Genomic DNA, 26,213 nt, shown 5'->3' with positions numbered 1-26,213 from the left:
TTTTCCGTTTCCCGGGCCATGCCGATCGGGAATAGCGCCGGTTTGTGCGCTATATGTTGCGATGCCCGCCGCTTCCCGATAAGCCCGCGCGGTCATGCGGTACATCAGCACGCGCGGGGGGGCACCCGCACTCGATTTTCGGGGCGTCACGCTCGCCGGTCTCGCGTCGGACGGCGGCCTCTACGTGCCGGAGGAATGGCCGGTCTTTTCGAAGGACGAGATCGCCGCGCTGTCCGGCCTCAGCTACGCCGACACGGCCTTCGCGATCTGCCGCCGCTTCACGGGCGATTCGATCGCCGATGCCGACCTCAAACGCCTGATCGACGAGGCCTATGCGGGCTTCAGCCACGCGGCGGTGACGCCGCTCGTGCAGCTCGACGAACGCCACTTCCTGCTCGAGCTGTTCCACGGCCCGACGCTGGCCTTCAAGGACGTGGCGCTGCAACTGCTCGGCCTGCTGTTCGAGCATTTCCTGAAAGACGCGGGGCGGCATCTCACCATCGTCGGCGCCACGTCCGGCGACACCGGTTCCGCGGCGATCCAGGCGCTCGCGGGCCGCGAGCATGTCGACGTGTTCATGCTGCACCCCGAGGGCCGCGTCAGCGACGTGCAGCGCCGCCAGATGACGACGGTGATGGCGCCCAACATCCACAACATCGCGATTTCCGGCACGTTCGACGACGCGCAGGCGATGGTGAAGCGCATGTTCGGCGACACCGACGTGACGAGCCGCTTCGAGGTGAGCGCGGTCAACTCGATCAACTGGGCGCGCCTGATGGCGCAGGTCGTCTATTATTTCTACGCCGCCGTCCGCCTCGGCGCGCCGCACCGCGCGGTCGCCTTCTCGGTGCCCACGGGCAATTTCGGCGACGTGTTCGCGGGTTATGTCGCAGCGCGCATGGGGCTGCCGGTGGCGCGGCTGATCGTGGCGACCAACATCAACGACATCCTGCACCGGGCGCTTTCCGCCGGAGACTATTCCGCCGGGACGGTGACGCCGACGGCGGCGCCCTCGATGGACATACAGGTGTCGAGCAACTTCGAGCGCCTGCTGTTCGACCTCGCGGACCGCGACGGCGCGAAGCTCACGGCGATGATGCAGGCGTTCGACGCATCGAAGGTGCTGGAGATTCCCGCCGACATGCGCGCGCGTGCGGCGGAGCGTTTCGCCAGCCACCGGGTGGACGAGGACGAGATGGCGCTCACCCTGCGCTGGGCGTCCGAAAAGGCCGGCAACGTCATCGACCCGCACACCGCGATCGGCCTTGCCGCCGCGCGCGCGGCGGACCTCGACCCCGCGGTTCCCGTGGTGACGCTGGCGACCGCGCACCCGGCGAAGTTCCGCGACGCGGTGGAGCGCGCGACCGGCGTGCGCCCGGTGCTGCCCGCGCGCGTCTCCGGCCTGTTCGACCGGGAGGAAAGCTTCACCGCGCTCCCCGGCGACTACGCCGCCGTCCGCGATTTCGTCACCGCGAGGGCAACGCCCAGATGATGCGCCTCTCGACGCTCGCGAACGGGCTTCGCGTGGCGACGCGGGAGATGACGGGCGTCGAGACGGTGTCGGTGGGCCTGTTCGCGGACATCGGCTCGCGCCACGAGCGCGCGCGGGAGAACGGCCTCGCGCATCTGTTCGAGCACATGGTGTTCAAGGGCGCGGGCGGCCGCTCGGCGCGCGCCATCGCCGAGGCGATCGAGGACGTCGGCGGCGAACTCAATGCCGCGACGAGCCGCGAGACGACCGTGTTCTCCGCGCGGCTGCTCGCGGACGACCTCGCGCTCGGCACCGGCATCATCGCGGACCTCGTGCGCCTGCCGCATTTCGACGGCGAGGAGCTGGAGCGCGAGAAGCGCGTCGTGCTGCAGGAACTCGGCGAGGCGCGCGACACGCCGGGCGACATCATCTTCGACAATCTCCAGTCCGTCGCCTTCCCGGGCCAGCCGCTCGGCCGCTCGATCCTCGGCGACGAGGCGAGCGTCGGCGGTCTCGACCGCGCCGACCTCACCCGCTGGCAGCAGCGCTATCGGCCGGACGGGCTGATCCTCGTCGCGGCCGGGAAGGTCGATCACGACATGCTCGTCGATCTCGCCGCCGTGCGCTTCGGCGATCTTCGCCATGCCGAGGCCGCGCTTCCCGAGCCCGCGCAGTTCGTCGGCGGCCTTTCGGCGGACCCGCGCCGGTTCGAGCAGGCGCACCTCGCGCTCGGCTTCGCCGCGCCGCGCGCGCTCGCGGCCGATTATTTCGCCGCGCGGCTGTTCGCGGAGGCCATCGGCGGCGGCATGTCCTCTCGGCTGTTCCAGTCGGTGCGCGAGGAGCGGGGGCTTGCCTACAGCATCTACGCGGCGGTGCAGGCGTTCGACGATGCGGGCCTGTTCTACATCTATCTCGCCACCGAGCGGCGCGAGGCGGCGGCGGCGATGGCGCTCGTCCGCGAGGAGCTGGCGCGCGCCGTGCGCGATCTCCAGCCCGCCGAGCTGGAGCGCGCCCGCGCGCTGGTGAAGGCGGGGCTGCTCATGAGCCTCGAAAGCACCGAAGGGCAGGCGAGCTATGTCGCCCGCCAGCTCGCCCTCTACGGCCGCCTCGTCGAGCCTGCCGAGGTCGTGGCGGAGATCGACGCGGTGACGCTCGACGAGGCCCGCGCGGCGGGCGCGCGGATGCTCGCCGGACCGTCCGCGCGCGCGTCCGTGGGGGCGGCCGAGAAGGCGCTCGCCGCCTGATGGCGCTCGCGACGCTCGTCACCGAGCCGTGGGCCGACTTCGGCCTCGTCGACAGCGGAGGCGGCCGCAAGCTCGAACGCTACGGGCGCTTCCGCTTCATCCGCCCGGAGCCGCAGGCGATGTGGACGCCCGCCACATCCGACTGGCGCGCGGACGGCGAGTTCGTCGGCGGCTCGGATGCGGACGGCGGCGGCCGCTGGACGCTGTCGCCGAAGGTCCCGGCGAGCTGGCCGCTCGCGCGCGGGAGCGTGAAGTTCTGGGCCTCGAACACGCCGTTCCGCCACCTCGCCTTCTTCCCGGACATGGCGCCGCAGTGGGACTGGATCGAGGCTCGCGCCGCGCCGGGCGACGAGGTGCTGAACCTGTTCGGCTACACCGGCGTCGCCAGCCTCGTGATGGCGGAGAAGGGCGCGCGCGTCACGCATGTCGATGCGTCTAAGAAGGCGATCGGCGCGGCGGTGGAGAACCAGAAGCTTTCCGGCCTCGGCGATGCGCCCATCCGCTGGATCGTCGACGATGCGCTGAAGTTCGTGGAACGCGAGGTGCGCCGCGGCCGCCGCTACGCGGGCATCATCCTCGACCCGCCGAAGTACGGCCGCGGGCCCAAGGGCGAGGTGTGGGAGCTCGACGAAAAGCTCGCCGCGCTGATGGCGGCGTGCGCGGCGCTGCTCGACGACCGCTCGAAGTTCCTCGTGCTCACCGCCTACGCCGTGCGCCTCTCCGCCATCGCCATCGCGAACCTCGCCGAGGAGGTCACACGCCCGCTCGGCGGCAGCGTGGAGGCGGGCGAAATGACGATCCGCGAGGAAGCGCGGGGGCTGCTGCTGCCGACGGCGATCTTCGCGCGCTGGTCGCGCTGATACGACCCCCTTCGTCACCCGACATAGGCCGGGGCCCATAAGGCCCTGTCCGCCTACAAGGACGGGTAGAGGTCACTCCACTCCGGGTTCACATCGTTGATGAGCCGCAGCTTCCACGCGCGGTTCCATTCCTTGAGCGCTTTCTCGCGGGCGATGGCCTCGCGGAAGTCGTCGTGCGCCTCGTACCAGACGAGTACCTTGACGCCGTACCGCTTCGTGAAGCCGGGTACGAGGCCTTCACGGTGTTCGTGCACCCTTCGCGCGAGATCGTTGGTGACGCCGATGTAGAGCGTGCCGCCCTTGCGGCTCGCCATCATGTACACCCATCCTCGTGTCTTCACCGGTGTATGGGCCCCGGCCTTCGCCGGGGTGACGGTTAAGAACGCATGTATACCCTCCCGTCACCCCGGCGCAGGCCGGGGCCCATGACCACGTTTCAATGGAACAAGGAGGGTGCCGAAAAGGCCAAGCCGTCCGAAAACCCTCGGTCCTCAGGCGTCGTGGCTCACCGCGATCGGCTTCATCTGCCGCATCCGTTGCAGTTCGGCCTTGAAGCGGGCGAGTTCCTGGCCTTCCAGTTGCTCCTGGATGGGCAGCTTCGCCGAGCGCGGGTTCACGGCCTTTCCGGCGATGTGGACCTCGTAGTGGAGGTGCGGGCCCGTCGAGAGCCCGGTGGAGCCGACATTCCCGATCACCTCGCCCGCGCCGACGCGCTGGCCGCTGCGGGAGGCGATGCGCGAGAGGTGGCTGTAGGTGGTGACGATACCGTTGGCGTGGCGCACCTGCACCTGGTTGCCGTAGCCGCCGTTGCGGCCCGCGAAGATCACGGTGCCCGGCGCGGTGGACATCACCGGCGTGCCGCTGCGCGCCGCGAAGTCGACGCCCGCGTGCATCCGCGCGCGCTTCAGGATCGGGTGGAAGCGCGAGCCGAAGCCGGAGCTGAAGCGGGCGCCCGCCACGGGCGACTTGATCATGCCCTCGACCGCCGAGGAGCCGTCGGCGAGGAAGAACTTGGTGCGGCCGTTGTGGTTCCAGCGCATGAGCTCGACGTCGCGCTTGCCGCCGAGCTTCGCGTAGATGAGGTTTCCGGTCTCGGTCTCGCCGGTTTCGGCGCGGCGGTGCTCGACGACCATCTGGAAGCTGTCGCTCGAGCTGACGTCGCGCTGGAAGTTCACCTTGGGGCTCAGCGCCTTGATGTAGCTCGCGACGACGCGGCTCGGCAGGCCGAAGGCGCGCGCGGACTGGTAGAGGCTGCCGCCGACGTCGCCGGCGACGACGAGCGGGCTGTTGTCGACCGCGATCTCGTCGCGCGTCACGACGAGGTCGCCCGCCGCGCTGCGGTTCACTTCGAGGCGCAGGTCGAACGCGGCGCGGAACGCCAGCGATTCGAGCGGACGGGGCTGCGACTTGTCGGTGCGGCGGCCGAGCACGAGGTCGATCGTCGCGCCGGGCTTCAGCGTCTTCACGTCGGTGTGCGCGGCGACGAGCAGCGACACGTTGGCGACGTCCGCGGCGGAGACGCCGGCGCGGCGCAGCGCGCCGTTGAAGCTGTCGACCTCGCGCAGGCGCGCGGCGACCTCGATGCGCGGGCGCTCCGGCGGCTCGGCGAGCGCGCTGACGCGGGCGGTCGGCTGATGGAAGGCGAGACCCTGCGGTTTGAGGGCGAGCGGGGCGATGGAAACGGTGTCGAGCGCGGCGAGCTGCGCGGGCGCGAGTTCGGGCTGGGCGGGCTTCACGAGCGGCGCCGGGTTCAGCGCGACGGTGACGGCGACGCCGAGCATCGCGCCGAGCGTGCCCATGCCGCGCCACCAGCGCTTCGAGCCGATGTCGGCACCGAGATCGACGACGATATCGGGCACGCGCCGGGCCGGTTTCACGGACGCGAACGGAACCTGCGCGGTCGGCGCCGGGATCGAGAACGTTGCGCCTTCAAAGGCGCGCGTGGTGGGTTGAAACACGAAGCCCCCGCCCCAATTTCCAAAACGCGAGACCGCGCCGCCGGAGCGGACATCCAATCTGCGTGCGACCCATCAATTTGGAATTGGCCGATAAACGACCATTTCCCCGCGACCGGCAAAGTGTCGTTCAGGGTACTTAATGTCAATTTAACACGGGAGGTTAAGCGCCGTGGCTGCGATGAAGCGACAGGATTCGAGCGGTGAACCGTTGAGCGCGTCCGAAACGATTCGCTTCGTCGTTTCGCCGCTTGCGTGCCGACGGGATCGGTGACACCATATGTTGTGTGTTGAGGAGATGTGCTGTTTCGTGAGTGCACCGAACCGAAACCCTCGCCCGGACATCCCGGTCAGGACGCGTGCCGATGAGCGGCACTGACCGCTCCGTCACTGCCGTTCTCGGGCCCACCAACACGGGCAAGACCCACCTCGCCGTCACGCGCATGTGCGCCCATTCCAGCGGCATGATCGGCTTTCCGCTGCGCCTGCTGGCGCGCGAGGTCTACGACCGCGTGGTGCAGATGAAGGGCGCCGCGCAGGTCGCGCTCGTCACCGGCGAGGAAAAGATCGTGCCCGAGGGCGCGCGCTATTTCCTGTGCACGGCGGAATCGATGCCGGTGGGCAGGGACGTCGGCTTTGTCGCGATCGACGAGGCGCAGCTCGGCGCGGACCCGGAGCGCGGGCACGTGTTCACGGACCGGCTGCTCCACGTGCGCGGCCGCGACGAGACGATGATCCTGGGGTCGGACACGATCCGGCCGATCGTGCGCGCGCTGCTGCCCGATGCGGAGATCGTCGGGCGCCCGCGCTATTCGACGCTGAGCTACGCGGGGCCGAAGAAGCTCTCGCGCCTGCCCAAACGCAGCGCGGTCGTCGCGTTCAGCGCCGAGGACGTCTACGGCCTCGCCGAGATGATCCGCCGCCAGAAGGGCGGCGCGGCGGTGGTGATGGGCGGGCTTTCTCCGCGCACGCGCAACGCGCAGGTGGAGCTCTACCAGTCGGGCGAGGTCGATTACCTGGTGGCGACCGACGCCATCGGCATGGGCCTCAACATGGACATTTCGCATGTCGCCTTCGCCGCGCTCTCGAAGTTCGACGGCAAGCGCGTGCGGCGGCTGCGCCCCGCCGAGATGGCGCAGATCGCAGGCCGCGCCGGGCGCCACCAGACCGACGGCAGCTTCGGGCCGCTCGCCATGAGCGACGACGACGGCCCCACCTTCGAGGCGGGCGAGATCGAGGCGATCGAGGCGCACACGTTCCCGGCGCTTGACCGGCTGGTGTGGCGCAACGCGCGGCTCGATTTCGGCTCGCTCGGCCGGCTCGTCGCCTCGCTCGGCGTGCGGCCCGAGCACGCGCGGCTCACGCGCTCCGACGACGAGGTCGATTTCCAGGTGCTGAAGCGCCTCGCGCGCGAGGACTGGATCATCGAGCGCGCGAACACGCCGGCGCGGCTGCAGCGCCTGTGGGCGGTGTGCGGGCTGCCCGACTACCGCAAGACGGGGCCGGACACGCACGCGCGGTTCATCGCGCGCGTCTACCGCCACCTGACCGAGGGCACGGGGCGGATCCCGACCGACTGGGTGGCGGGCGAGCTGGCGCGGCTCGACGACGTGCAGGGCGACATCGAGGCGTTGGCCCACCGCATCGCCGCGGCGCGCACGTGGACGTTCGCGGCGCACCGGCCGGACTGGCTCGTCGATCCGGGGCACTGGGCGCAGCGCTCGCGCGAGATCGAGGACCGGCTTTCGGACGCGCTCCACCAGCGGCTCACGCAGCGCTTCGTCGACCGCCGCACCTCGGTGCTGATGCGCGAGCTTTCGGCGCGCGGGCACCTGCTGCCCACGGAAATCGACGACGACGGCGCAGTCGTGGTGGGCGGCGAGGCGATCGGGCGTTTGACCGGCTTCCGCTTCGAGACCGATCCCGCCGCGCGGGCGGGCGAGAAGCGCCGGCTGATCGCGGCCGCGGAGCGCCGCCTCGCGGGCGAGATGGTGCGCCGCGCGCGGCAGCTCGCGGGCTGCGAGGACGCGGCGCTCGCGCTCCAGTTCGACGGGTCGCTGCCGCCGCGCATCCTCTGGAATGATGCGCGGGTCGGCTACCTGTCGCGCGGGCCCGATCCGCTCAGCCCGCGGGTGCGGCTCGACCGCAGCCTCGCCGATCTCGATCCCGCCTCGCGCGACGCCGTGCGCGCCCGGCTGGAGGCGTGGTTCCAGCGCCTCGTCGAGCGCCACCTCGGGTCGCTGCTGAAGCTGAAGGCGCGTGTCGGCGCAGACGCCTCGCCCGCCCTGCGCGGCCTCGTCGTGCAGCTGACGCAGGGCCTCGGCTGCCTCGCCCGCGCGCCCACGCTGCCGCTGCTCTCCGACCTCGGCGAGGCCGACAACGCGCTGCTCTACCGGAGCGGCGTCCGCATCGGCGCGACGCACGTCTATATCCCCGACCTGCTGCGGCCCGAGCCGACGCGCTGGCGGCTTGCGCTCTGGGCCGTCGCCCAAGGCCTCGAGGCCGCGCCGCCGCCGCCCGCGCCGGGGCGCGTCTCCGTGCCCATCGACGAGAACACGCCGCGCGCCTTCTACGAGGTGGCGGGGTTCTGGCCGATCGTCACCGACGCCGTCCGCGTCGACATGGTCGAGCGGCTGGTGAAGGCGATGCACAGGCAGCGGCGCGGCGCGACGCCGTTCGTGCCCGATGCGATGTGGATGCAAAGCCTCGGCCTTTCGCAGAAGAGCTTCGGCCAGTTGATGCGCGCGCTCGGCTACCGCAGCGTGCAGCAGGACGGGCGCATCACCTTCGCCTGGCGGGGCATGCCGGCGAAGCGCGCCGCGCGCCGCGCCCCCGCGCCGAACCATTCGCCCTTCGCCGTTCTCGCCACCATGAAGAAAGGATGATGCCCTTGGTATTCGGACCCGCGCTTCGTCTCGACAAATGGCTCTGGTACGCACGCTGCACCAAGTCCCGCAGCGAAGCGCAGGACCTCTGCGAAAGCCGTCGCCTGCGCATGGACGGCCGCGTCGTCGACCGCGCCTCCGTGCGCGTGCGGCCGGGCGCGGTGCTCAGCTACACACGTTGCGGAGAGGTCCATATCGTGCGCGTGGAAGCGCTCGCCGAACGGCGCGGCCCCTATGCGGAGGCGCGACAACTCTACACGGACCTCACGCCCGCTGATGGATTGACGCCGGCCACCGTGGCTGTGTAGCAGACGGGAGGAAACACGCTGCCAGACTTCTGTTTTTGAAAGTAATTCGCAATGACCTATGTGGTGACCGAGGCCTGCATCAAGTGCAAGTACATGGACTGCGTGGAGGTCTGCCCGGTCGATTGCTTCTACGAAGGCGAGAACATGCTCGTCATCAACCCCAACGAGTGCATCGACTGCGGCGTGTGCGAGCCGGAATGCCCGGCCGAGGCGATCCTGCCGGATACGGAAGACGGGCTCGACCAGTGGCTGGAGCTGAACGCCACCTATTCGGCGCAGTGGCCGAACATCACGGCGAAGAAGGACGCGCCCGACGATGCGGACGCGCACAAGGGCGAAGCGGGCAAGTTCGAGAAGTATTTTTCGGCCAATCCGGGCTGATTCCGCCCGCTCTGCGCCAGATTGACGCAGATTCGGCGTAGCGCCGGCGTCATTTTTCTGTTATATAGGCCGTGTTGAGCGCAGTTTTGCGGGCTTTTCAGCTCCCTGAACGGCGCTCTTGCTTTGTATAATCAACCGCGCGCGGCCGTACCTGCCGGCCGTCCGCCCGAACGCAGGGTCGAGGCAGGACAATCTGGATTTTCCGCGCGCCCGGCCCGGTTCGGGGCGGAACGCTCGCGCTCTTTGAACATCTGACGAAGGACCAAATCTATGGCAGCAAAGGCACCTGGCTTCAGCATTGGCGACCATGTCGTTTATCCGAAGCATGGCGTCGGCCGGATTGTCGAACTCCAGGCGACCGAGATCGCGGGCGCGAAGCTGGAGCTCTACGTGCTGCGCTTCGAAAAGGAGCGCATGACGCTGCGCGTTCCCATGAACAAGGCCGAGGCCGTGGGCATGCGCAAGCTCTCGAGCCAGGCGACGCTCGCCGACGCGATGACGACGCTGAAGGGCAAGCCCAAGGTGAAGCGCACCATGTGGTCGCGCCGCGCTCAGGAGTACGAAGCGAAGATCAACTCGGGCGACCTCGTTTCGATCGCCGAGGTGGTCCGCGACCTGCACCGCGCCGAGGACCAGCCCGAGCAGAGCTACTCCGAGCGCCAGATCTACGAGGCGGCGATCGGCCGCCTGGCGCGCGAACTCGCCGCCATGGAAGGCGTCGACGAAGCCGCGGCGCAGACCAAGATCGAGGAAGTGCTGATGAAGAAGCTCGCCGGAAAGGCGCAGCCGGAAGCCGCCGCCGCCTGACGGCGCGCACCTCGCGAAAAGCCGATGAAAGGGCGATCCGAAGGGGTCGCCCTTTTTCGTTGCGGACTTTGCGCTTCCCCTGTTGCGGCCACCGGTTTTCCCTGCTAGAGCGCCCGCCTTGCCAGTCGGCAGAGCGCAAATACGCCCTGCTTTTCACGTGCGGTCGTGGCGGAACTGGTAGACGCGCAGCGTTGAGGTCGCTGTGGCCGAAAGGCCGTGGAAGTTCGAGTCTTCTCGACCGCACCATACATTTCTGGAAAACTTTGGATTTTGTGTTCTCTGGGCCAGCGGCCCGAGAGGGCCGCAGTTCTGCGGCGTTTGCGGGACCGCGTGTTGCGGCCCACCTGCAGAGACGCGTCTCTCCTGCATATTTCGTGCGATTTTCGCCGCGTGTCTCTGCGGCGCATTAAATTCGCGCAATGCCATTTTCGTGATGCTGCGGTGATGCGTGGGAAGATGTGCTCAGCAAAAGCCGAGCACGCGCTCCTGCTCGTCCCAGTCGAGCGGAAGGTCGGCTTCGAGCAGCCGTGAACGGGTAAGGCCGCGCGGGATATCACCGGCGTGTATGCGCTCGATGATCGACGGCGATAACCACGAGAGTTTGACCAGCCGCCCAAGCTGGCGCCGGTCCATCTTTCGCGATGCTGCAATGGCGGCAATCGACAGCGCGGGATTTTCGAGAACCAGTGCCTGCGCATCAAATGCTTTGAGCACCAGCTTCAGAAGCGCGTGGGTATTTCTGTCCGGGCTCGCTGCTGGTGCTGCGCCGTAAACATCACGCCTGTCCCGAACCCATCGCTCTGGCCTGAACGGAACTATGATCTCCGAGATGATATCGTCACGATGTTCATCGGGATCTGTGCAGCGCTCTGGCATGGGTTGCCGCAATCGAAGGGCAAGCCGGTCATCCTCCATGGTGATGCTGCCAACGGTGCGGCGCAGGACGTCGTGCCTGCGGCCATCATCGGAGAGTGCATCTGAGAGTTCGTCTGCGTGCATGCTGGACTGATGGTTCGATGGAACGCGCAACCACTTGCCAACCTGATCCAGCACGACCTGTTCAATAGTCTCTGCCGTGACGCGCGTCGCAGGACGTTTGTCATCCGGCTCACGCCGCGATGCATAATACCGATACCGCACCTGACCCTTGGCGGTGTGGCTGAACACCATCAGCCGATCTTCTGCATCGAACAGCAACCCGGCGAGCAGAGCGCTGTGCCGCATGTTGACCTTGGTCTTTCTTGCTGCTGCATTCCCGGCGAGCTTGCCCTGCACATCGTTCCAGAGGTCCTCGTCGACGATCGGCTCATGCTCACCCGGATACGTATTGCCCTTGTGCATGGTGACACGCCTCGAAGAGGAGACCCGGATCGGCAAAGGCGGGACCCTGGCGGCGCAGCTGTCGCGGCTCGACCTGATCGTGCTCGACGAGCTCGGTTATCTGCCGTTCGCCCGCTCGGGAGGGCAGTTGCTGTTCCACCTCATCAGCAAGCTTTATGAGCGGACCAGCGTCATCATCACCACGAACCTCGCCTTCGGCGAATGGCCGACCGTGTTCGGCGATCCCAAGATGACCACGGCGCTGCTCGACCGCGTCACCCACCACTGCGATATCGTCGAGACGGGCAACGACAGCTGGCGCTTCAAAAACCGCAGCTGACAGCCACCTTCGGCGCCTTCAAAAATCTATCTTGCGCTGCGCGCGCCTCCGGTTGGGCTACGCCCGCCCTCCGCCGCACGCAGCGCAAGGCCATCTTCAACAAACCAGCATCATATTATCCGAAAAGGGGGTCCCTCTTCGACGCCGATCGGGGGTCCCTTTTGAACGCCGTTTGACACGGCTCGACCATCGTCACGTCCAACCTGCCGTTCGAGGACTGGACGCAGGTGCTGGGGTCCGAGCGGCTCACCGGCGCGCTGCTCGACCGGCTCACCCACCACGTCAGCATCCTCACCATGAACGGCGACAGCTATCGCCTCAAGCAGTCCGCCGGCCGCCGCCGCCGCTCCGCGGCCGGGGCGGAGCAAAACCAGGCCACCGAGATCGTCAATCCCGACACCGGCGAAATTATCGCCCCCTGATCACAACAGGACCGAAGATATGAAGAGGGCCCCGATCGGGGCCCTCTTCATATCTTCATGCTCTCACCGAAACTGGACTGCTTTTACTCCGCCACACTGGCCCGGAATCCCACCGCCGTTGACACGAAAGCGGCCTGCAGCTTGTGGAATGCGCCCAAGGAGAACCGCCGTTGATCGAGCGCGATGCATGCGGCACATGTGCTTGCTTGGTGTGTTAGGAGCCCTAAGTTGAGGCGGCAAAGCAATTTCCAGACGAGCCAGCGCTCGGTAAGCACAGCGCCCATCACACTCTCACTGATGATCCCGATGTCGACGAGTTATGAAACCATCACCGCCTTTACGGAGGTAGCATCACCAAAAAATACGGGCCTAATGCGAAAATTAATGCTTTAATCTCAAGTATTTGTAGACTGTCGTTCGCGAAACGTCCAGCGCCTTGGCTGTCTTCGAAATGTTATTGCGGTTTTCAGTAAGCGTTTTTCGGATAATCTCAGCATGTATGGATGCTAGCGGCTTTGCAGTGGAATCTTTGCAACAGCTATCAGCCTCCAGTTCATCTCGGAAATCTTTGGGAAAATCGGAAAGCTCGATCTTCGCACTATCCGAGGATAGAGCCCGTGCGGCGGAAAGTGCCTGTGATAGCTGACGGATATTACCCGGCCATTTGTATCTGAGAAGTGCTTCAAACGCCTCTGAACTGAGTTCCGGTTCGAGGTTCGACGTTGAGCGATGACGCAAAATCGATCGTACAATCTCTGCGACATCTGACCTGTCGCGTAACGGAGGAACATAGAGAGTCAATCCGTTCAGGCGATAATAAAGATCCTCGCGAAATAGTCCTTCCGATACCATCGACTTCAGATCACGGTGTGTTGCGGAAATTACCGAAAACTCAACCTTGATCTCTTGTCGACTCCCGACCCTTGTGAGGGTTCCTTCCTGAAGAACGCGTAGCAGCTTTGCCTGCAGTGCTGCAGAAGCGTCGCCGATCTCATCAAGGAACAATGTTCCCCCGTGCGCCTGCTCAATCGCACCGATTGATCCTCCCTTGCGCGCACCTGTAAATGCACCGTCCGCATAGCCGAAGATCTCAGCTTCAATAAGTGATTCCGGGATTGCCGAACAATTTACCGCCACGAAAGGTCTTATGCCGCCGCGGCTGTCGTGCAATCGGCGCGCCAGAACTTCCTTGCCACTTCCCGTTTCGCCCCGGACCAGGATAGGTAACCCATTCATGATTGCACGACTGCCTGCGTTTTCGGCCTGTACAATGGCTGGGTCTATTGCGGACGGGTCATGAACAATATTGTTTGATGGCGGATTTTTTAGTGCCCGCGGACTAATAGTGCGCACATCGTGCTTTCCATAGCGGCGGCAATAAAATAGCTGCCCAGCGACGCTATAACTGATGGATGGGTTGTCTCGGCTGGACAGGACATCAGTGGCGAAAACCAAACCGATCGACTTGCCGAGCAGGTTCTCATACGACAGGCAGAGCATCCGGAGAGCGGCATGATTAACGCCGACGATCGAGCCATCTAACTTAGATATTGCAATCAGCCCTTCAGCTGGCGTTTCAAGAAAATTTGGCATGAAATGGAAGCCGATGAGATAAACATCGTCCAACTGATGAAACATGCGATTTTCGATAGTGCGCGCCGTGAGCTCAACTTGGTCGCAAATATTTTCCTGTAGCTCGATGTCGGCGCCTGTCGCATCAAGGACAGCCATCAGCCGCCCGCTCACATCAAATATCGGTGCTGCTGCACAAACATAGATGTCAAGATCGAACAGGAAATGCTCTGAACGCCGGACGATGACAGGCTTGGCCTCCGTCAGAACACATGCGGGCGCGTTCGTTCCAATCTGGGCCTCGTGAATGGTGCGTCCCTGTCGGAGCGGTTCGGCGATTTTGGCAGGTGCCCTTGAAGGGTCGCAGATGGAGCGGATAATCAGTCCAGACAAATCGGCACACAAGACCGTCCACGCTGGTGCATTAAGTGCCCGGTAGAGAGCTTCCATAGGGGGCAGCGCAGCGGTTAACAGTTTTCGATTTTCTTCGATTTTATGCGAAATATCCGAAGACGGTATTTCAAAAATGGCTCTGTCCGTAGGCTTTACGCCGGACTCGCGCAGTCGTGTCCACGATTTTTGTACAGCGCTCGCAACCAGCCCTCGAGGCAGATCGTGACCGTCGAGAAATTTCGACTGAATATGCCGTATTTGACGGCTTTCCACAGGTAGCAAACCCATTAATCCACCCCATGGATCGTATTTCAGCTTTCGCCGATAGTACTTTATATAAGAGGTAAGGCAAGGTCGGAGGTCAAATAGCCGTTCGGCTTATCCAGTACTTGTGAAGGCATTGAAACGATTAGAGTTTTTTCCTTGCGTCTTTGCCATATCGTTCAATCGGGCTGTTCGTTGCATCTCTCACCGTGCAGGCAGCCAATTCCTTCAAAATTGTAGTGTGCTTCGCCCCGTAGACAAATGGCCATTGCAGCCTGAAAGGAGGATGGCGACATTGGCCTCCCCACTTGGTTTTTAGGCTACCCTGGAGAAATGCCTTTTTGCCAAACCGATCAAAAGGTCGGCCGCCTCGACCGAGATAGGCCAAGCCGGGTAGCACACCCGACCTGGCCCGCCCAACCGAGGCGCTTCATGAGTGATGTAGCCTACTGAGCCTCATAGCTCACCGCGATCTTCCTTATCGGCGTCAGTTGTCTCCAGGTACCGCTGAATCCCTTCGGCATAACGAAGGCGTCGCCAGGGCCATAGGACCGGACGTTTCCTTTTGTGTCGCCAATTTCGAGTTGTCCCTCGAGAATGTACATAAACTCATCGACAGGCCAGTCTTTCAACTCGAGGGTAAGCTTGTCATATTTGGAAAGGCCTGCGCTAAACCGTCCGTCTTTAGACCGGAACGCGTTCACTCCGCCGGCTTTCCCGCCTTTGCCTTCCATGACGATCATGAAGGGAACACTTTTCACTTCTTGTGATGCGGCAGCGGTCAGTGTTGACGTATCCAGGGAAATGATTCCGTTCTCCGGCGCGGGAGGTGCGCCCGCCATGGCAGCCATCGGCAAGGTCATGAGAATAGCTCCAAGTCCAATAGGTTTCATTTCAGTATCCTTCATGTCATCCAGTGAGCGATGATATTGGCGGCTACGCTTCGCCCGCTTGCGCAAGCCGCTCCGGTATGGGCACCGGCCATGTGTCCGCCGTCAGCACCAATGGCACAGATTTGAGGTTGTGAAGTAAGGAGGATTTGGGCTTCGTCGTAGTGACGAAGGAACGAAGATGAAGCCCAAATCCTCCTTGAAAAATCGGCCAAGCCCCCTGCGGAACGGGTGGTGAAGGATATCCGGCGCGCGACACGCCGGCACTTCTCAGCAGAGGACAAGATCCGGATCGTACTGGAAGGGCTGCGCGGCGAGGACAGCATCGCCGAGCTGTGCCGCAAGGAAGGCATAGCGCAGAGCCTGTACTATACCTGGTCGAAGGAGTTCATGGAAGCGGGCAAGCGGCGCTTGGCGGGCGACACCGCCCGTGCCGCGACCACCGGCGAGGTGCATGACCTGCGCCGCGAAGCCCGTGCGCTGAAGGAATGCGTCGCCGATCTGACGCTGGAGAACCGTCTGCTCAAAAAAAGCATGATCGCGGATGGGGAAGGCGGCGAATGAGGTATCCCGCATCCGAGAAGCTGGAGATCCTCAGGATCGTCGAGCAATCGCACCTGCCGGCTAAACGCACGCTGGACCAGCTCGGTATCCCGCGCAGAACCTTCTACCGCTGGTACGACCGTTACCTCGAGGGCGGCCCGGAGGCACTGGAGGATCGGCCATCGGCTCCAAGCCGAGTGTGGAACCGCATCGGCGATGATATCCAGCAGCAAATCATCGACATGGCGTTGGATACAACCGATCTGTCACCCCGCGAGCTCGCGGTGCGCTTCACCGACGAGAAGCGCTACTTCGTGTCGGAAGCCACGGTCTACCGTCTGTTGAAGGCCCATGACCTGATCACCAGCCCGGCCTTCATCGTGATCAAGGCGGCCGATGCGTTCCACACGAAGACGACACGGCCGAACGAGATGTGGCAGACCGACTTCACCTACTTCAAGATCATCGGGTGGGGCTGGGTGTATCTGTCGACCGTGCTCGACGACTTCTCCCGTTACGTCATCGCTTGGAAGCTGTGCACCACCATGCGTGCCGAGGACGTCACCGACACGCTGGAGCTGGCGCTCGAAGCCTCGGGTTGTTCTTCGGCCAGGGTCGTGCAAAAACCGAAGCTGCTCAGCGATAATGGTCCCAGTTATATCGCTGAAGAGCTGGCCGAATGGATCGGCGCCAACGGCATGAGCCATGTCCGCGGTGCCCCGATGCATCCTCAGACCCAGGGCAAGATCGAACGCTGGCACCAGACCCTCAAGAACCGCATCCTGTTGGAAAATTACTTCCTGCCCGGCGATCTGGAGGCCCAGATCGAGGCCTTCATCGACCACTATAATCACCGCCGATACCATGAAAGCCTCGGCAACGTGACGCCAGCCGACGCCTACTTCGGCAGGGCACCTGCCATCATCAAACAGCGCGAAAGGATCAAACGACAGACCATCGAACATCGGCGCTTGCTGCACCGCAAGCTCGCCGCCTAATATCAGCCCCCAGACGAGGCCCGCGCTCCGCTAATTTACGCCGCGAGTTGCGCCAAATGTTCTGACGACGGACAGGCCATGTACTCTCCCGCAAAGTATAATCCGCGGCGTTCCTTTTCCTGCTCGCGCAGCACGTCCGTCATAGTCCTGATGTAACCGAGTGGCATGTAAATGAGGTCATCACATCCACGCGTAACAGCGTCGCGGATTCGACTTTCATCAAGCGCAGGATGCAATGATTTAAGGAAAGGCAAACAGTAGTCAGGCTGTGACTCTCCGCTCGCCTGCCACGCGAATGCCTCATTCCGTGAGAGGCTTATGTTTGCCGTTGCAGGGTTGTCGGGATGCCCGACCCCTGCAGGCTGTATTGACCAGCCGGAAACACGGCGTTTGATGGGATCTGGATGGGCCGGAATGTACGCGCCACCGACCGGTTTATCTGGAACCATATCGTCAGAAATAATAAAGCTCACTCCGACAGCCTTCGTAAAATCGATACTTCTGAAGAAGTGCGATTGTTTGGGACTTAGGCCCTGTACAAGTTCCGGAATGAACTTTCCCTCTGTTGCGCAGACGACGACATCCGGTGTCACCGTAAGCCGCTCGAGTCTTGAGTTGAGATAGTGGATTGTATGCCTACCGCTCGCATCAGGGGGAGTGATGTATCGAACAGTTGTCTGAGTGCGAACCGGCATGACATCACCAAGCTTCCGCGTCAGAACGCCGATACCGCCCTTCGGTGTAACTGTAAGGGCCTGCTGTTGCGCTAGCCAACTCAGGATAGCGATCCTTGAGGTTTCAGCCGAAGGCCACCCCCAAGCCTGCAAGACGACATCGATCCAATTGTCCAGAACCTCGCGTGCAGCGTCCTTACCAAGTTTCCGTTCATAGTATGCCGCGACCGTCTCGTCATCGTACTGGACACCGGTGGAAACCAAGCAAGGATTTACGTTTGCGCGAATCTCGTCAAGGTCAGGCTGCAGCAGAGGAATTCGTCTGGCCGTTTCACTGGAGAGACCGGGAATACGCTGCACTTCATCAACGATGAACCGTAGAGCGGTTTGATACTGACCGTGGCCATTTTCCACGACATATGCATCGCTTTCCTTATCACCTTCGAGTTGATTCCGAATTCCCAGCTCATCGGCAAGCGCAAACATCTCGGCATTTGCTTCCAGAACACCGAGCGCATGTGGCATCAGATGCAAAGGGCCCATTTGGGCATCCCGCATTCGTCCACCTACAAAATCCCACTTTTCCATTATGGTAACGTCGAATCCCGCCTTGCGCAGATCATAAGCAGCGCTAAGTCCGGCAATCCCCGCACCAACGACGACCGCGGTCCGCTTGCGTTCTGATCCTGCGCAACTGGAGAAGGCTGGCACAACCAACGCGGCAGACATTAGCTTTATCGCGTCTCTGCGCGTTGAACCACAGGTGGGTCCATTAAAATGGGTGCTCATCATTTGTCTCCAGCGCTTGGACGGCTCGGTTCTCCGAATTCGATTTCCCACCACAGCCGGAAAGTCTTGCAAGGTTCCGCATCAATGGATTTGCAGCGCTGGCCGCCGGGATGTGTTGGTCTATCAGCACGAATACTGCGCAGATTCGCCATTTTCGTGATGAGAACATTGTTCTCCGGCCCTGAACCCATGGAAAGAAATGGCAGAAGCTCGCGATACTCGAGCACGCGAGGCCGGACATAATTCTGTCCGTGGCACAACGCGCAGCCGTTTTCTGCCAGAGCAGGTAGGACACGGTCGTCGAAAAACGCTTCGCCTTGGCGAGGAGATGTGGCGGCATCTGCTCCTATTGCGGCCGAGAGGGTCACCAGAGCTGCGGGAAGAATTAGTAACGTAAAACCGTAAGATAGCCTCCGTTTCTTTTTGTCACTCATGAACACGGTTTCCTTCCCAATTCCGCTGGAATCAAATTTTGGCCAGCTGCCCCATCGCTGCTTAAGCAATAACTATGCCACCGAGTTTTTACGTGCTTTGTTACAACACGTGAACGCGAGATTGTGCAGAATATGTACACTACCTGCCCATGCTGCGCGGAATATGCACAGTCGGCTTGCCGATTGTGCGGGCTTTAAACGCTGCAGTGAGATTCGTCATGCACGTTCAAATCAATGCCGCAGCATCATCTCATTTTCCATCCCTGCACGCGCTCCTTCCTCCAGGCCGCCGTTTTGTGTTCACATGCTGAACACTCGGCTGAGCCTCTGTGCTGAAACTTAACAGTCCGGTCTCTCGATGTGATGGCGATAATCTTGAAGCTGTTGTGCTCATACGCTGGCTGAATGAGCAATTCCTGTGCTCATTTTTATCTTTTCCCTGCCAAGCGGAAATTTGGCACGCGTATTGCTGTGTGATCTTCCGGGAGATGGGAAAGCGGCACTCGCATAGCGGGTGAATTGCAGCTGACTTCCACTCGCATTCGTTCGCGCCAGAGGGATTCAAGTCCGATTTATGACAAATGATTTCTTCGCATCCTATACGATGACGATCAACGGTGAGGGCGTCAGCTCTGCAACCGAATTCGAGGCTTTCAATCCGGCTACGGAAGAGGTCATAGCACGAGTACCTCAGGCGAGCCGGGTGCAGCTCGACGAAGCCGTTTCTGCAGCACGGACAGCCTTCCCGCTATGGAGCGCCCGACCAATAGCTGAGCGGCAGGCTTTGGTCGCGAAGATTGGCGACACTATAGAGGCGCATGCCGAAGATTTCATGAGGTTGTTGACGCGCGAGCAGGGAAAGGCGCGAGCTGGAGCCGAGTGGGAGATAGCGGGCTCTGTCATTTGGTGCCGGGAAATCGCAAAGCAATCACTGCTGCCCCATATCAAGACGGAGCCCGACGGCCGCATCATAGAAACCCGGCGTGTGCCGCTCGGTGTAGTTGGCGCCATAACGCCCTGGAATTTCCCTGTTCTGCTTGCGATCTGGAAGATCGCGCCGGCGCTCGTGGCCGGGAATACAATGGTTCTGAAGCCATCACCGTACACGCCGCTCTGTACGCTGAAGCTCGGTGAGTTGCTTCGGGATGTGCTGCCGCCCGGCGTCCTGAACGTTGTATCCGGGGGTAACGAGCTTGGTGCATGGATGACCGCTCACCCGGACATTGCGAAAATCAGTTTCACCGGATCAACGGCGACTGGCCGAAAGATCATGGAATCCTCGTCCGTGAATCTGAAACGCATTACGCTCGAACTTGGCGGGAACGATCCAGCTATCGTTCTTCCAGATGTAGAGCCCAAGGAGATTGCAAAAGATCTTTTTTGGGTGTCCGCCGTCAGCACCAATGGCACAGATTTGAGGTTGTGAAGTAAGGAGGATTTGGGCTTCGTCGTAGTGACGAAGGAACGAAGATGAAGCCCAAATCCTCCTTGAAAAAATCGGCCAAGCCCCTGCGGAACGGGTGGTGAAGGATATCCGGCGCGCGACACGCCGGCACTTCTCAGCAGAGGACAAGATCCGGATCGTACTGGAAGGGCTGCGCGGCGAGGACAGCATCGCCGAGCTGTGCCGCAAGGAAGGCATAGCGCAGAGCCTGTACTATACCTGGTCGAAGGAGTTCATGGAAGCGGGCAAGCGGCGCTTGGCGGGCGACACCGCCCGTGCCGCGACCACCGGCGAGGTGCATGACCTGCGCCGCGAAGCCCGTGCGCTGAAGGAATGCGTCGCCGATCTGACGCTGGAGAACCGTCTGCTCAAAAAAAGCATGATCGCGGATGGGGAAGGCGGCGAATGAGGTATCCCGCATCCGAGAAGCTGGAGATCCTCAGGATCGTCGAGCAATCGCACCTGCCGGCTAAACGCACGCTGGACCAGCTCGGTATCCCGCGCAGAACCTTCTACCGCTGGTACGACCGTTACCTCGAGGGCGGCCCGGAGGCACTGGAGGATCGGCCATCGGCTCCAAGCCGAGTGTGGAACCGCATCGGCGATGATATCCAGCAGCAAATCATCGACATGGCGTTGGATACAACCGATCTGTCACCCCGCGAGCTCGCGGTGCGCTTCACCGACGAGAAGCGCTACTTCGTGTCGGAAGCCACGGTCTACCGTCTGTTGAAGGCCCATGACCTGATCACCAGCCCGGCCTTCATCGTGATCAAGGCGGCCGATGCGTTCCACACGAAGACGACACGGCCGAACGAGATGTGGCAGACCGACTTCACCTACTTCAAGATCATCGGGTGGGGCTGGGTGTATCTGTCGACCGTGCTCGACGACTTCTCCCGTTACGTCATCGCTTGGAAGCTGTGCACCACCATGCGTGCCGAGGACGTCACCGACACGCTGGAGCTGGCGCTCGAAGCCTCGGGTTGTTCTTCGGCCAGGGTCGTGCAAAAACCGAAGCTGCTCAGCGATAATGGTCCCAGTTATATCGCTGAAGAGCTGGCCGAATGGATCGGCGCCAACGGCATGAGCCATGTCCGCGGTGCCCCGATGCATCCTCAGACCCAGGGCAAGATCGAACGCTGGCACCAGACCCTCAAGAACCGCATCCTGTTGGAAAATTACTTCCTGCCCGGCGATCTGGAGGCCCAGATCGAGGCCTTCATCGACCACTATAATCACCGCCGATACCATGAAAGCCTCGGCAACGTGACGCCAGCCGACGCCTACTTCGGCAGGGCACCTGCCATCATCAAACAGCGCGAAAGGATCAAACGACAGACCATCGAACATCGGCGCTTGCTGCACCGCAAGCTCGCCGCCTAATATCAGCCCCCAGACGAGGCCCGCGCTCCGCTAATTTACGCCGCGAGTTGCGCCAAATGTTCTGACGACGGACAAAAACCTCTCTCCTGTCCTTGCGCCTCAGGCGTCGGGGTCCATCAGCTTCGCATTGCGTATCTGATCCACTGCGCGCAGCGCGCATTTCGCTTCTTCGGTGATCCTGAGCGGCTTCGTTGTGTCGACGGCGATCAGTTTCTGATCGTAATAGTCATCCTTTTTCCAGTTCGCGCGAACCTGTTTGGCGAGCGAATCCGGCAAGCCGTGATGGAGCCCTTGCGGTAGCAGCGTCATCGTCGCCGGCGCCATGGAAGAATTGTGCAGCTTCGCGCCGTGAACGAACATCATCTCGTCGCAGTCGATGTTGCGATGAAATGGTGGGATGCGTTCGGCTTCATATTCGCCCTCGGCGGGGCGGGGCAGGAAGTTGCAGATGATGAAGCCTGGTGCCTGGAAAATGCCGTGCGCGCTGGGCATGAGATGCATCCGGTCGCTCACGATTGGCCGATAGTCGCGGATATTGAGCTTTGTCGGGAAGAGATCGCCCTTCCAACCCTCGACGTCGAAGGGGTCGAAAGGATAGAAAATCGAACTTGTTTCGTTATCGTAACGTATCTGCACTTCCCATTCTATCTGGCCGGTGTCCGCCTTGGTAGGGGAGGCATCGGTAGGCGAAGGGATGAAGAGCAGCGCCGGATCGAATGGCATATGCCTGCCGAGTGGACCGAAATCATACCATTCGATCTCACCCACGGACTCGATGATCAGGAAATAGTTCCGATCGTCGTCTGGCACGATGCAATACGTGACGCCCTTGGGGATGATGATGTAATCGCCGGGTTCATAGGGGATGGGCCCGAACTCGGTAGCGAAAGTGCCCGTGCCTTCGTGGACAAAGAACACTTGGTCGCCCTCTGCGCTGCGCGCGTAATAGGGCATGGGCGCGCTACGCCGGCTAATGGAAATGGTAACATCCGCGTTGTGGAAGACGCGTAGGGGTTTGCCGCGCGGATCGTGCAGATCCTCCGGTTCCAGCATGAAGCCGTCGAGGTCCCAGGGGCGTATAGTGCCTTCGATCCGGGTCCAGGCGGTGGGCTCGTTACGGCGATAGAATTCCGCGACTCGTCCGCTGAAGCCCTGTCGACTGAGTTCGTCCTCCTTCAGCCCGTCCAAAGCGTCCAACTCCACATGTGCCTGGCGTAGCACGCGTCCGCGCTGATGATGGATCCAAGACTTCATTGCTGGTTTCTCCCTCGCCCGTACAACCGTCCACATGCACCGCGATGGCTGGGCGGAAGCGAAGGGCCAGATATTCGCTGTGAATATCAGGCCCGTGATTTCGCGGCGGAATGTCATGCGGCACGCACATAGGCGCCCACGGCTTCGATGGCGAGGCGCCCTTCGGGCAGTATTTGCGCGAAGAAAGGCCAGATGTGGATCATGTCGGGCCAGATCTCCAGGCGGACATCGACGCCGGCGGCCTTGGCCCTGGCTGAGAAGCGGGTTGAATCGTCGAGCAGGGTCTCGCGGGTGCCGACAAGCAGGAACAGTGGCGGCAGACCCGCGAGGTCCGCATAGAGCGGCGATGCGAGCGGGTGCGTCAGGTCCGCGCCTTCGCCCATGTAGCGGATGGCATGCGCAGCGCTGGTATCGAGCCGCACGATCGGATCCACCTCTGCGTTGGTCAACATCGACGGTCCCGTCTTGGCAAGATCGGTGACCGGCGAAAAACACACGCCGGCCGCGGGCATTGCCAAGCCTTGCTCGCGCGCCGCGATCAGGGCTGTCAAAACCAGCCCACCGCCACCGGAGTCGCCCATGAAGACGATGCGTTCGGACGCATATCCCTGAGCTAGTAGCCAGCGATAGGCCGTGACGGCGTCCTCGACGGCTGCGGGAAACCGATGTTCCGGCGCGAGCCGATAATCGACAGAAAGCAGAGGCGCGGCCGTAGCTTCCGAAAGCCTGGCGGTAAATTGCCGATAGCTGGCAGGCGAGCCGATATTATACCCTCCGCCATGCAGGTAAAGGATACACTTGCCGCTGTCGGCGGCCGGCATGACGTTCCATTCAGCGGCTACCCCACCCGCATCGACTGGTGTCACTTCGAGGCCGGGCGGCACGATGAACTGTCCAGCGAACGCCTCCCACCCCGCACGCATTTCCGCTACGGTGGGTGTGCCGACGCGCTGGACATCGCGCAGTCGTGCGACCATCGCGTCAAATTCGGGGGTCGTCATCGTTCCGATCTCTCAAGCGCCAACCGGTTCGACCTCGAAGGACGTGACCGGCATTTCTTGAAGCGTCGGCATCACCTCTGAAGCGAACAGCCTCATGCTTTCCTCGGCCTCAGCAAAGGGCATCCCCCCGAAGGCAAAATGCGCGATGTACGTGCCGTTGCGTGTGTGGCGATTAATCATGCGGATTTTATCAATCACCTGTTCTGGCGTACCCCAAGGCATGAGCTCGACGAAATTGCGGATCGTCTCATTCTGCTTGTCCTGCTCGGCATCGACCGTTGTCGAATAATATTCGTATCCTTTGGTTCCCTTGATGCGATCACCCGCCAGATCATAATGATCGATAATCGATTCGAAGTATCGACCGATGTACTTGTAAGCCATTTCCCGCGCCTTTTCGGCATCGTGGTGGACGATTGTAAAGCCGACCGCTGCGCAGGGTGGGGCCGAGCCGCCACGCTGGTCGGCCCAAAGCACGTTGTATTGACGCAGGTTTTCCTCGACCTCTTGCCATGCCTTGAGCGGAATGATCATCATGCCGAGTCCCAGGCGTGCGAGAAGCGGGCCGGTTTCCGGCGAAAGGCCGGCACCGTACAGCCTTCCCTCGAATGATTTGAAAGGAGCCGGGCGCAGATAGCGAGGCGGTTGCTTGTACAATTCGCCGTCGAACTCGATCTTGCCGGTTGCGAGTGCATTGACGATCGCCTCAGCGTATTCCGTGAACTGTTGACGCGATTGGGTCATGTCCAGACGAAAGCCGTCGAACTCGACGGCTCCAAGTCCGCGGCCCATGCCGAGTATGGCGCGCCCGTTCGAGAAATGGTCGAGCAGGCTAATCTGTTCGGCCACGCGTACGGGATCGTGCCAGGGCAGCACGACGACCATTGATCCGAGCTTCACCCGCGTGGTGCGTCCGGCCATATAAGTCAGAAACTGCAGGACGTCGGGTGTCATTTCATAATTTGTGAAATGATGCTCTGGCTCCCAGATCGAATCAAAGCCGAGCGGTTCGGCCATGTCACACAGGCGAAGTTCTTCCCGATAAACATCGCGATCGGACATTTTGTCGTCCAGATTCTGGAAAACTGGGGCATATCCGACTTCCATCGACTTCTCCTGAAATATTTGGCCAACCGCTGGTGGCATCATGTCGGCTAAAGGGGCAGTGGCCACAATGGCGATGTCCCGCATTATGCAACAAAGGCCCATTTTACGGATGTGATTTGCGAGTTCGTCGCTTGCCAATTTCGATGCGCGGCGCAACGGCTGCTCGGTAAAGCGGGTGATGTCAGAAGGAAGATGTGCGTGACGTATATGACCGAAGAGCGGCTTATGATCCAACAGAGCGCGCGTGATTTCGCCATGAACGAGGTGCTGCCCGTGGCAAATGAACTTGACCCCGTGCAGGGTGACATGCCGCGCGCGCTGATCGACAAGATGGCAGCGCAGGGATATTTCGGCATCACGATACCCGAGCGGCACGGCGGCCTTGGTCTCGGCTGCTTCGAATATTGCCTCGTGTCCGAAGAACTTGCGCGCGCCTGGATGAGTGTTGGGAGCGTGATTGCGCGCGGTAACGGCATGATCGGCATGGAGGCGATGAGCGAGGATTGGCAGGCCGAGATGCTGCCTCGTGTAGTGCGCGGCGAGATGCTCGGTGCTTTCGCAATGTCGGAGCCAGATGCTGGGTCGGATGTTGCGGCGGTCCGCTGCCGCGCGGTGCGGGAGGGTGAAGATTATATCCTAAGCGGTAACAAATACTGGTGCACATTTGCCGATGAGGCGGACTATGTAACGGTGATTGCGCGCACGGGCATGCCCGATCCACAGCGGCGTCATCTCGGACTGAGCGCGTTCATGCTGGAAAAGCCGCGTGGAGAGCTGCCTGCCGGGGTTCAAGGCGCCCCAATACCAAAGATCGGCTATTTCGGCTGGAAGACCTGGGAACTTGCGTTCGACAACGTGCGCGTACCCGCCAGCACGCTCCTGGGCGAGCAAGGCAGGGCCTTCTATATGATCTCGCATGGATTGGAACGGGCGCGCGCTCAAACGGCGGCCCGGGCGATCGGCTTGGCGCGGGGCGCGTTGGAAGACTCGCTTGCCTATGCACAGGAGCGGCGTCAGTTTGGACGCCCGATCGGCGATTTTCAGGCGATAAGGTTCAAGCTCGCAAAAATGGCCTCGGAGATCGAGGCCTCGCGCCAGCTGATGTACCATGTCTGCGATGCCATCGACCGAGGCCACCGCTGCGACAAGGAAGCGGCGATGGTTAAATATGTGGCGACCGAAATGGCCGAGCGGGTGACCAGTGAAGCACTTCAGATATTTGGCGGGGCGGGTTACACCAAGCTTCATGCCGTGGAAAGGCATTGGCGCGACGCCCGGCTCACCAAGATATTCGAGGGCACTTCCGAGATACAGCTGCGGATCATCTCTGACCACTTGCTGGGGAAAGCGCTTTGAAGCCGCCGATCACAAATGTAAATTGACAGCGGAAAGTCGATTTGACGTTTGACGGCATCGGCGGGATGTCGGACCCGAAACTCTCAATCGGGAGTTGAGCCTGGATTAAGGGGGG

At 62.1% G+C, this 26,213-nt stretch carries 19 protein-coding genes, 1 tRNA gene and 4 pseudogenes; 14 read left to right on the top strand and 10 right to left on the bottom strand.

All coding sequences use genetic code 11. From position 1 onward, the window contains the following. Window positions 1-94: 94 nt before the first annotated feature. From thrC to PE061_RS04680, 3 genes are read left to right on the top strand one after another with little or no spacing between them, the layout of a single operon-like run. Window positions 95-1,492, top strand: coding sequence for a threonine synthase (thrC, locus tag PE061_RS04690; RefSeq protein ID WP_271258003.1), 1,398 nt, complete (start codon window positions 95-97; stop codon window positions 1,490-1,492). After that, window positions 1,489-2,715: a M16 family metallopeptidase gene (locus PE061_RS04685; protein WP_271258002.1), complete on the top strand. Its 1,227-nt coding sequence runs from the start codon at window positions 1,489-1,491 to the stop codon at window positions 2,713-2,715. The genes thrC and PE061_RS04685 overlap by 4 nt, the downstream gene beginning before the upstream one ends. After that, window positions 2,715-3,575 carry a class I SAM-dependent methyltransferase gene (locus PE061_RS04680; protein WP_271258001.1) on the top strand — a complete coding sequence of 287 codons (861 nt, stop codon included), beginning with the start codon at window positions 2,715-2,717 and terminating at the stop codon, window positions 3,573-3,575. The genes PE061_RS04685 and PE061_RS04680 overlap by 1 nt, the downstream gene beginning before the upstream one ends. 53 nt (window positions 3,576-3,628) lie before the next feature. Here the strand turns inward: PE061_RS04680 and PE061_RS04675 are convergent, their stop codons facing one another. Next, window positions 3,629-3,892 (bottom strand): GIY-YIG nuclease family protein, encoded by a 264-nt coding sequence (locus PE061_RS04675; protein ID WP_271258000.1) that lies wholly within the window; start codon window positions 3,890-3,892, stop codon window positions 3,629-3,631. Window positions 3,893-4,066: 174 nt separating this feature from the next. Beyond that, the gene (locus PE061_RS04670) at window positions 4,067-5,533 is read right to left on the bottom strand and encodes a M23 family metallopeptidase (protein ID WP_271257999.1); all 1,467 of its coding nucleotides are present in this window, start codon (window positions 5,531-5,533) and stop codon (window positions 4,067-4,069) included. A gap of 362 nt (window positions 5,534-5,895) precedes the next feature. Between PE061_RS04670 and PE061_RS04665 the strand changes: the two genes are divergently transcribed. From PE061_RS04665 to PE061_RS04645, 5 genes are all read left to right on the top strand, one after another. Beyond that, window positions 5,896-8,415 carry a helicase-related protein gene (locus PE061_RS04665; protein ID WP_271257998.1) on the top strand — a complete coding sequence of 840 codons (2,520 nt, stop codon included), beginning with the start codon at window positions 5,896-5,898 and terminating at the stop codon, window positions 8,413-8,415. Continuing rightward, complete coding sequence (locus tag PE061_RS04660; RefSeq protein WP_271257997.1) at window positions 8,412-8,723, top strand: RNA-binding S4 domain-containing protein; 312 nt, start codon at window positions 8,412-8,414, stop codon at window positions 8,721-8,723. Before PE061_RS04665 ends, PE061_RS04660 begins: the two co-directional genes overlap by 4 nt. Before the next feature lie 51 nt (window positions 8,724-8,774). Beyond that, window positions 8,775-9,104, top strand: a complete 330-nt coding sequence (fdxA, locus tag PE061_RS04655; RefSeq protein WP_271257996.1) for a ferredoxin FdxA — start codon at window positions 8,775-8,777, stop codon at window positions 9,102-9,104. A gap of 270 nt (window positions 9,105-9,374) precedes the next feature. Beyond that, window positions 9,375-9,911 carry a CarD family transcriptional regulator gene (locus tag PE061_RS04650; RefSeq protein WP_271257995.1) on the top strand — a complete coding sequence of 179 codons (537 nt, stop codon included), beginning with the start codon at window positions 9,375-9,377 and terminating at the stop codon, window positions 9,909-9,911. Window positions 9,912-10,070: 159 nt separating this feature from the next. Then, window positions 10,071-10,157: transfer RNA gene (locus tag PE061_RS04645), tRNA-Leu, on the top strand. Between the two features lie 216 nt (window positions 10,158-10,373). Here the strand turns inward: PE061_RS04645 and PE061_RS04640 are convergent. Continuing rightward, the gene (locus PE061_RS04640) at window positions 10,374-11,252 is read right to left on the bottom strand and encodes a hypothetical protein (protein WP_271257994.1); all 879 of its coding nucleotides are present in this window, start codon (window positions 11,250-11,252) and stop codon (window positions 10,374-10,376) included. Here PE061_RS04640 and PE061_RS04635 point away from each other — a divergent pair. Both PE061_RS04635 and PE061_RS04630 read left to right on the top strand, forming a co-directional pair. Further along, window positions 11,251-11,571 (top strand): annotated as a pseudogene (locus PE061_RS04635) (ATP-binding protein); the annotation flags it as partial. The gene PE061_RS04640 and the pseudogene PE061_RS04635 sit on opposite strands and share 2 nt — an antisense overlap. 179 nt (window positions 11,572-11,750) lie before the next feature. After that, window positions 11,751-11,993, top strand: a pseudogene (locus PE061_RS04630) (ATP-binding protein); the annotation flags it as partial. Window positions 11,994-12,374: 381 nt separating this feature from the next. On the opposite strand, the gene PE061_RS04625 reads toward PE061_RS04630, so the two are convergent. Further along, window positions 12,375-14,246 (bottom strand): sigma-54-dependent Fis family transcriptional regulator, encoded by a 1,872-nt coding sequence (locus PE061_RS04625; RefSeq protein WP_271257992.1) that lies wholly within the window; start codon window positions 14,244-14,246, stop codon window positions 12,375-12,377. Between the two features lie 422 nt (window positions 14,247-14,668). Next, the gene (locus PE061_RS04620) at window positions 14,669-15,115 is read right to left on the bottom strand and encodes a cupin domain-containing protein (protein ID WP_271257991.1); all 447 of its coding nucleotides are present in this window, start codon (window positions 15,113-15,115) and stop codon (window positions 14,669-14,671) included. A 178-nt stretch (window positions 15,116-15,293) separates the two neighbouring features. Here PE061_RS04620 and PE061_RS04615 point away from each other — a divergent pair. Beyond that, a pseudogene (locus PE061_RS04615) lies at window positions 15,294-16,653 on the top strand (IS3 family transposase). A 35-nt stretch (window positions 16,654-16,688) separates the two neighbouring features. Here PE061_RS04615 and PE061_RS04610 read toward each other — a convergent pair. Together PE061_RS04610 and PE061_RS04605 are read right to left on the bottom strand one after the other, a co-directional pair. Then, complete coding sequence (locus tag PE061_RS04610) at window positions 16,689-18,056, bottom strand: FAD-dependent oxidoreductase (protein WP_271257990.1); 1,368 nt, start codon at window positions 18,054-18,056, stop codon at window positions 16,689-16,691. 59 nt (window positions 18,057-18,115) lie between these two features. Beyond that, window positions 18,116-18,550 (bottom strand): hypothetical protein, encoded by a 435-nt coding sequence (locus PE061_RS04605; protein ID WP_271257989.1) that lies wholly within the window; start codon window positions 18,548-18,550, stop codon window positions 18,116-18,118. A gap of 574 nt (window positions 18,551-19,124) precedes the next feature. On the opposite strand from PE061_RS04605, the gene PE061_RS04600 reads away from it, so the two are divergent. Continuing rightward, a complete protein-coding gene (locus PE061_RS04600; RefSeq protein ID WP_271257988.1) occupies window positions 19,125-19,976 on the top strand; it encodes an aldehyde dehydrogenase family protein in 852 nt (283 codons plus the stop codon). A gap of 44 nt (window positions 19,977-20,020) precedes the next feature. Next, window positions 20,021-21,380 (top strand): annotated as a pseudogene (locus PE061_RS04595) (IS3 family transposase). Between the two features lie 99 nt (window positions 21,381-21,479). Here the strand turns inward: PE061_RS04595 and PE061_RS04590 are convergent. The 3 genes from PE061_RS04590 to PE061_RS04580 form a co-directional block, all read right to left on the bottom strand. Further along, on the bottom strand, window positions 21,480-22,634 hold the full coding sequence (locus tag PE061_RS04590) for a homogentisate 1,2-dioxygenase (RefSeq protein ID WP_271257987.1): 1,155 nt from the start codon (window positions 22,632-22,634) through the stop codon (window positions 21,480-21,482). A 113-nt stretch (window positions 22,635-22,747) separates the two neighbouring features. Then, a complete protein-coding gene (locus PE061_RS04585; protein ID WP_271257986.1) occupies window positions 22,748-23,635 on the bottom strand; it encodes an alpha/beta hydrolase in 888 nt (295 codons plus the stop codon). Window positions 23,636-23,647: 12 nt separating this feature from the next. Beyond that, the gene (locus tag PE061_RS04580) at window positions 23,648-24,976 is read right to left on the bottom strand and encodes an LLM class flavin-dependent oxidoreductase (RefSeq protein WP_271257985.1); all 1,329 of its coding nucleotides are present in this window, start codon (window positions 24,974-24,976) and stop codon (window positions 23,648-23,650) included. On the opposite strand from PE061_RS04580, the gene PE061_RS04575 reads away from it, so the two are divergent. Beyond that, a complete protein-coding gene (locus PE061_RS04575; protein WP_420794364.1) occupies window positions 24,935-26,098 on the top strand; it encodes an acyl-CoA dehydrogenase family protein in 1,164 nt (387 codons plus the stop codon). The genes PE061_RS04580 and PE061_RS04575 overlap by 42 nt on opposite strands. Window positions 26,099-26,213: the final 115 nt, after the last annotated feature.

The organism is Sphingosinicella microcystinivorans (assembly GCF_027941835.1).
Taxonomy (GTDB): Bacteria; Pseudomonadota; Alphaproteobacteria; order Sphingomonadales; family Sphingomonadaceae; genus Sphingosinicella.
The sequence above is the reverse complement of the archived record's forward strand: the minus strand, read 5'-3'. Positions and strand labels throughout refer to the sequence as shown.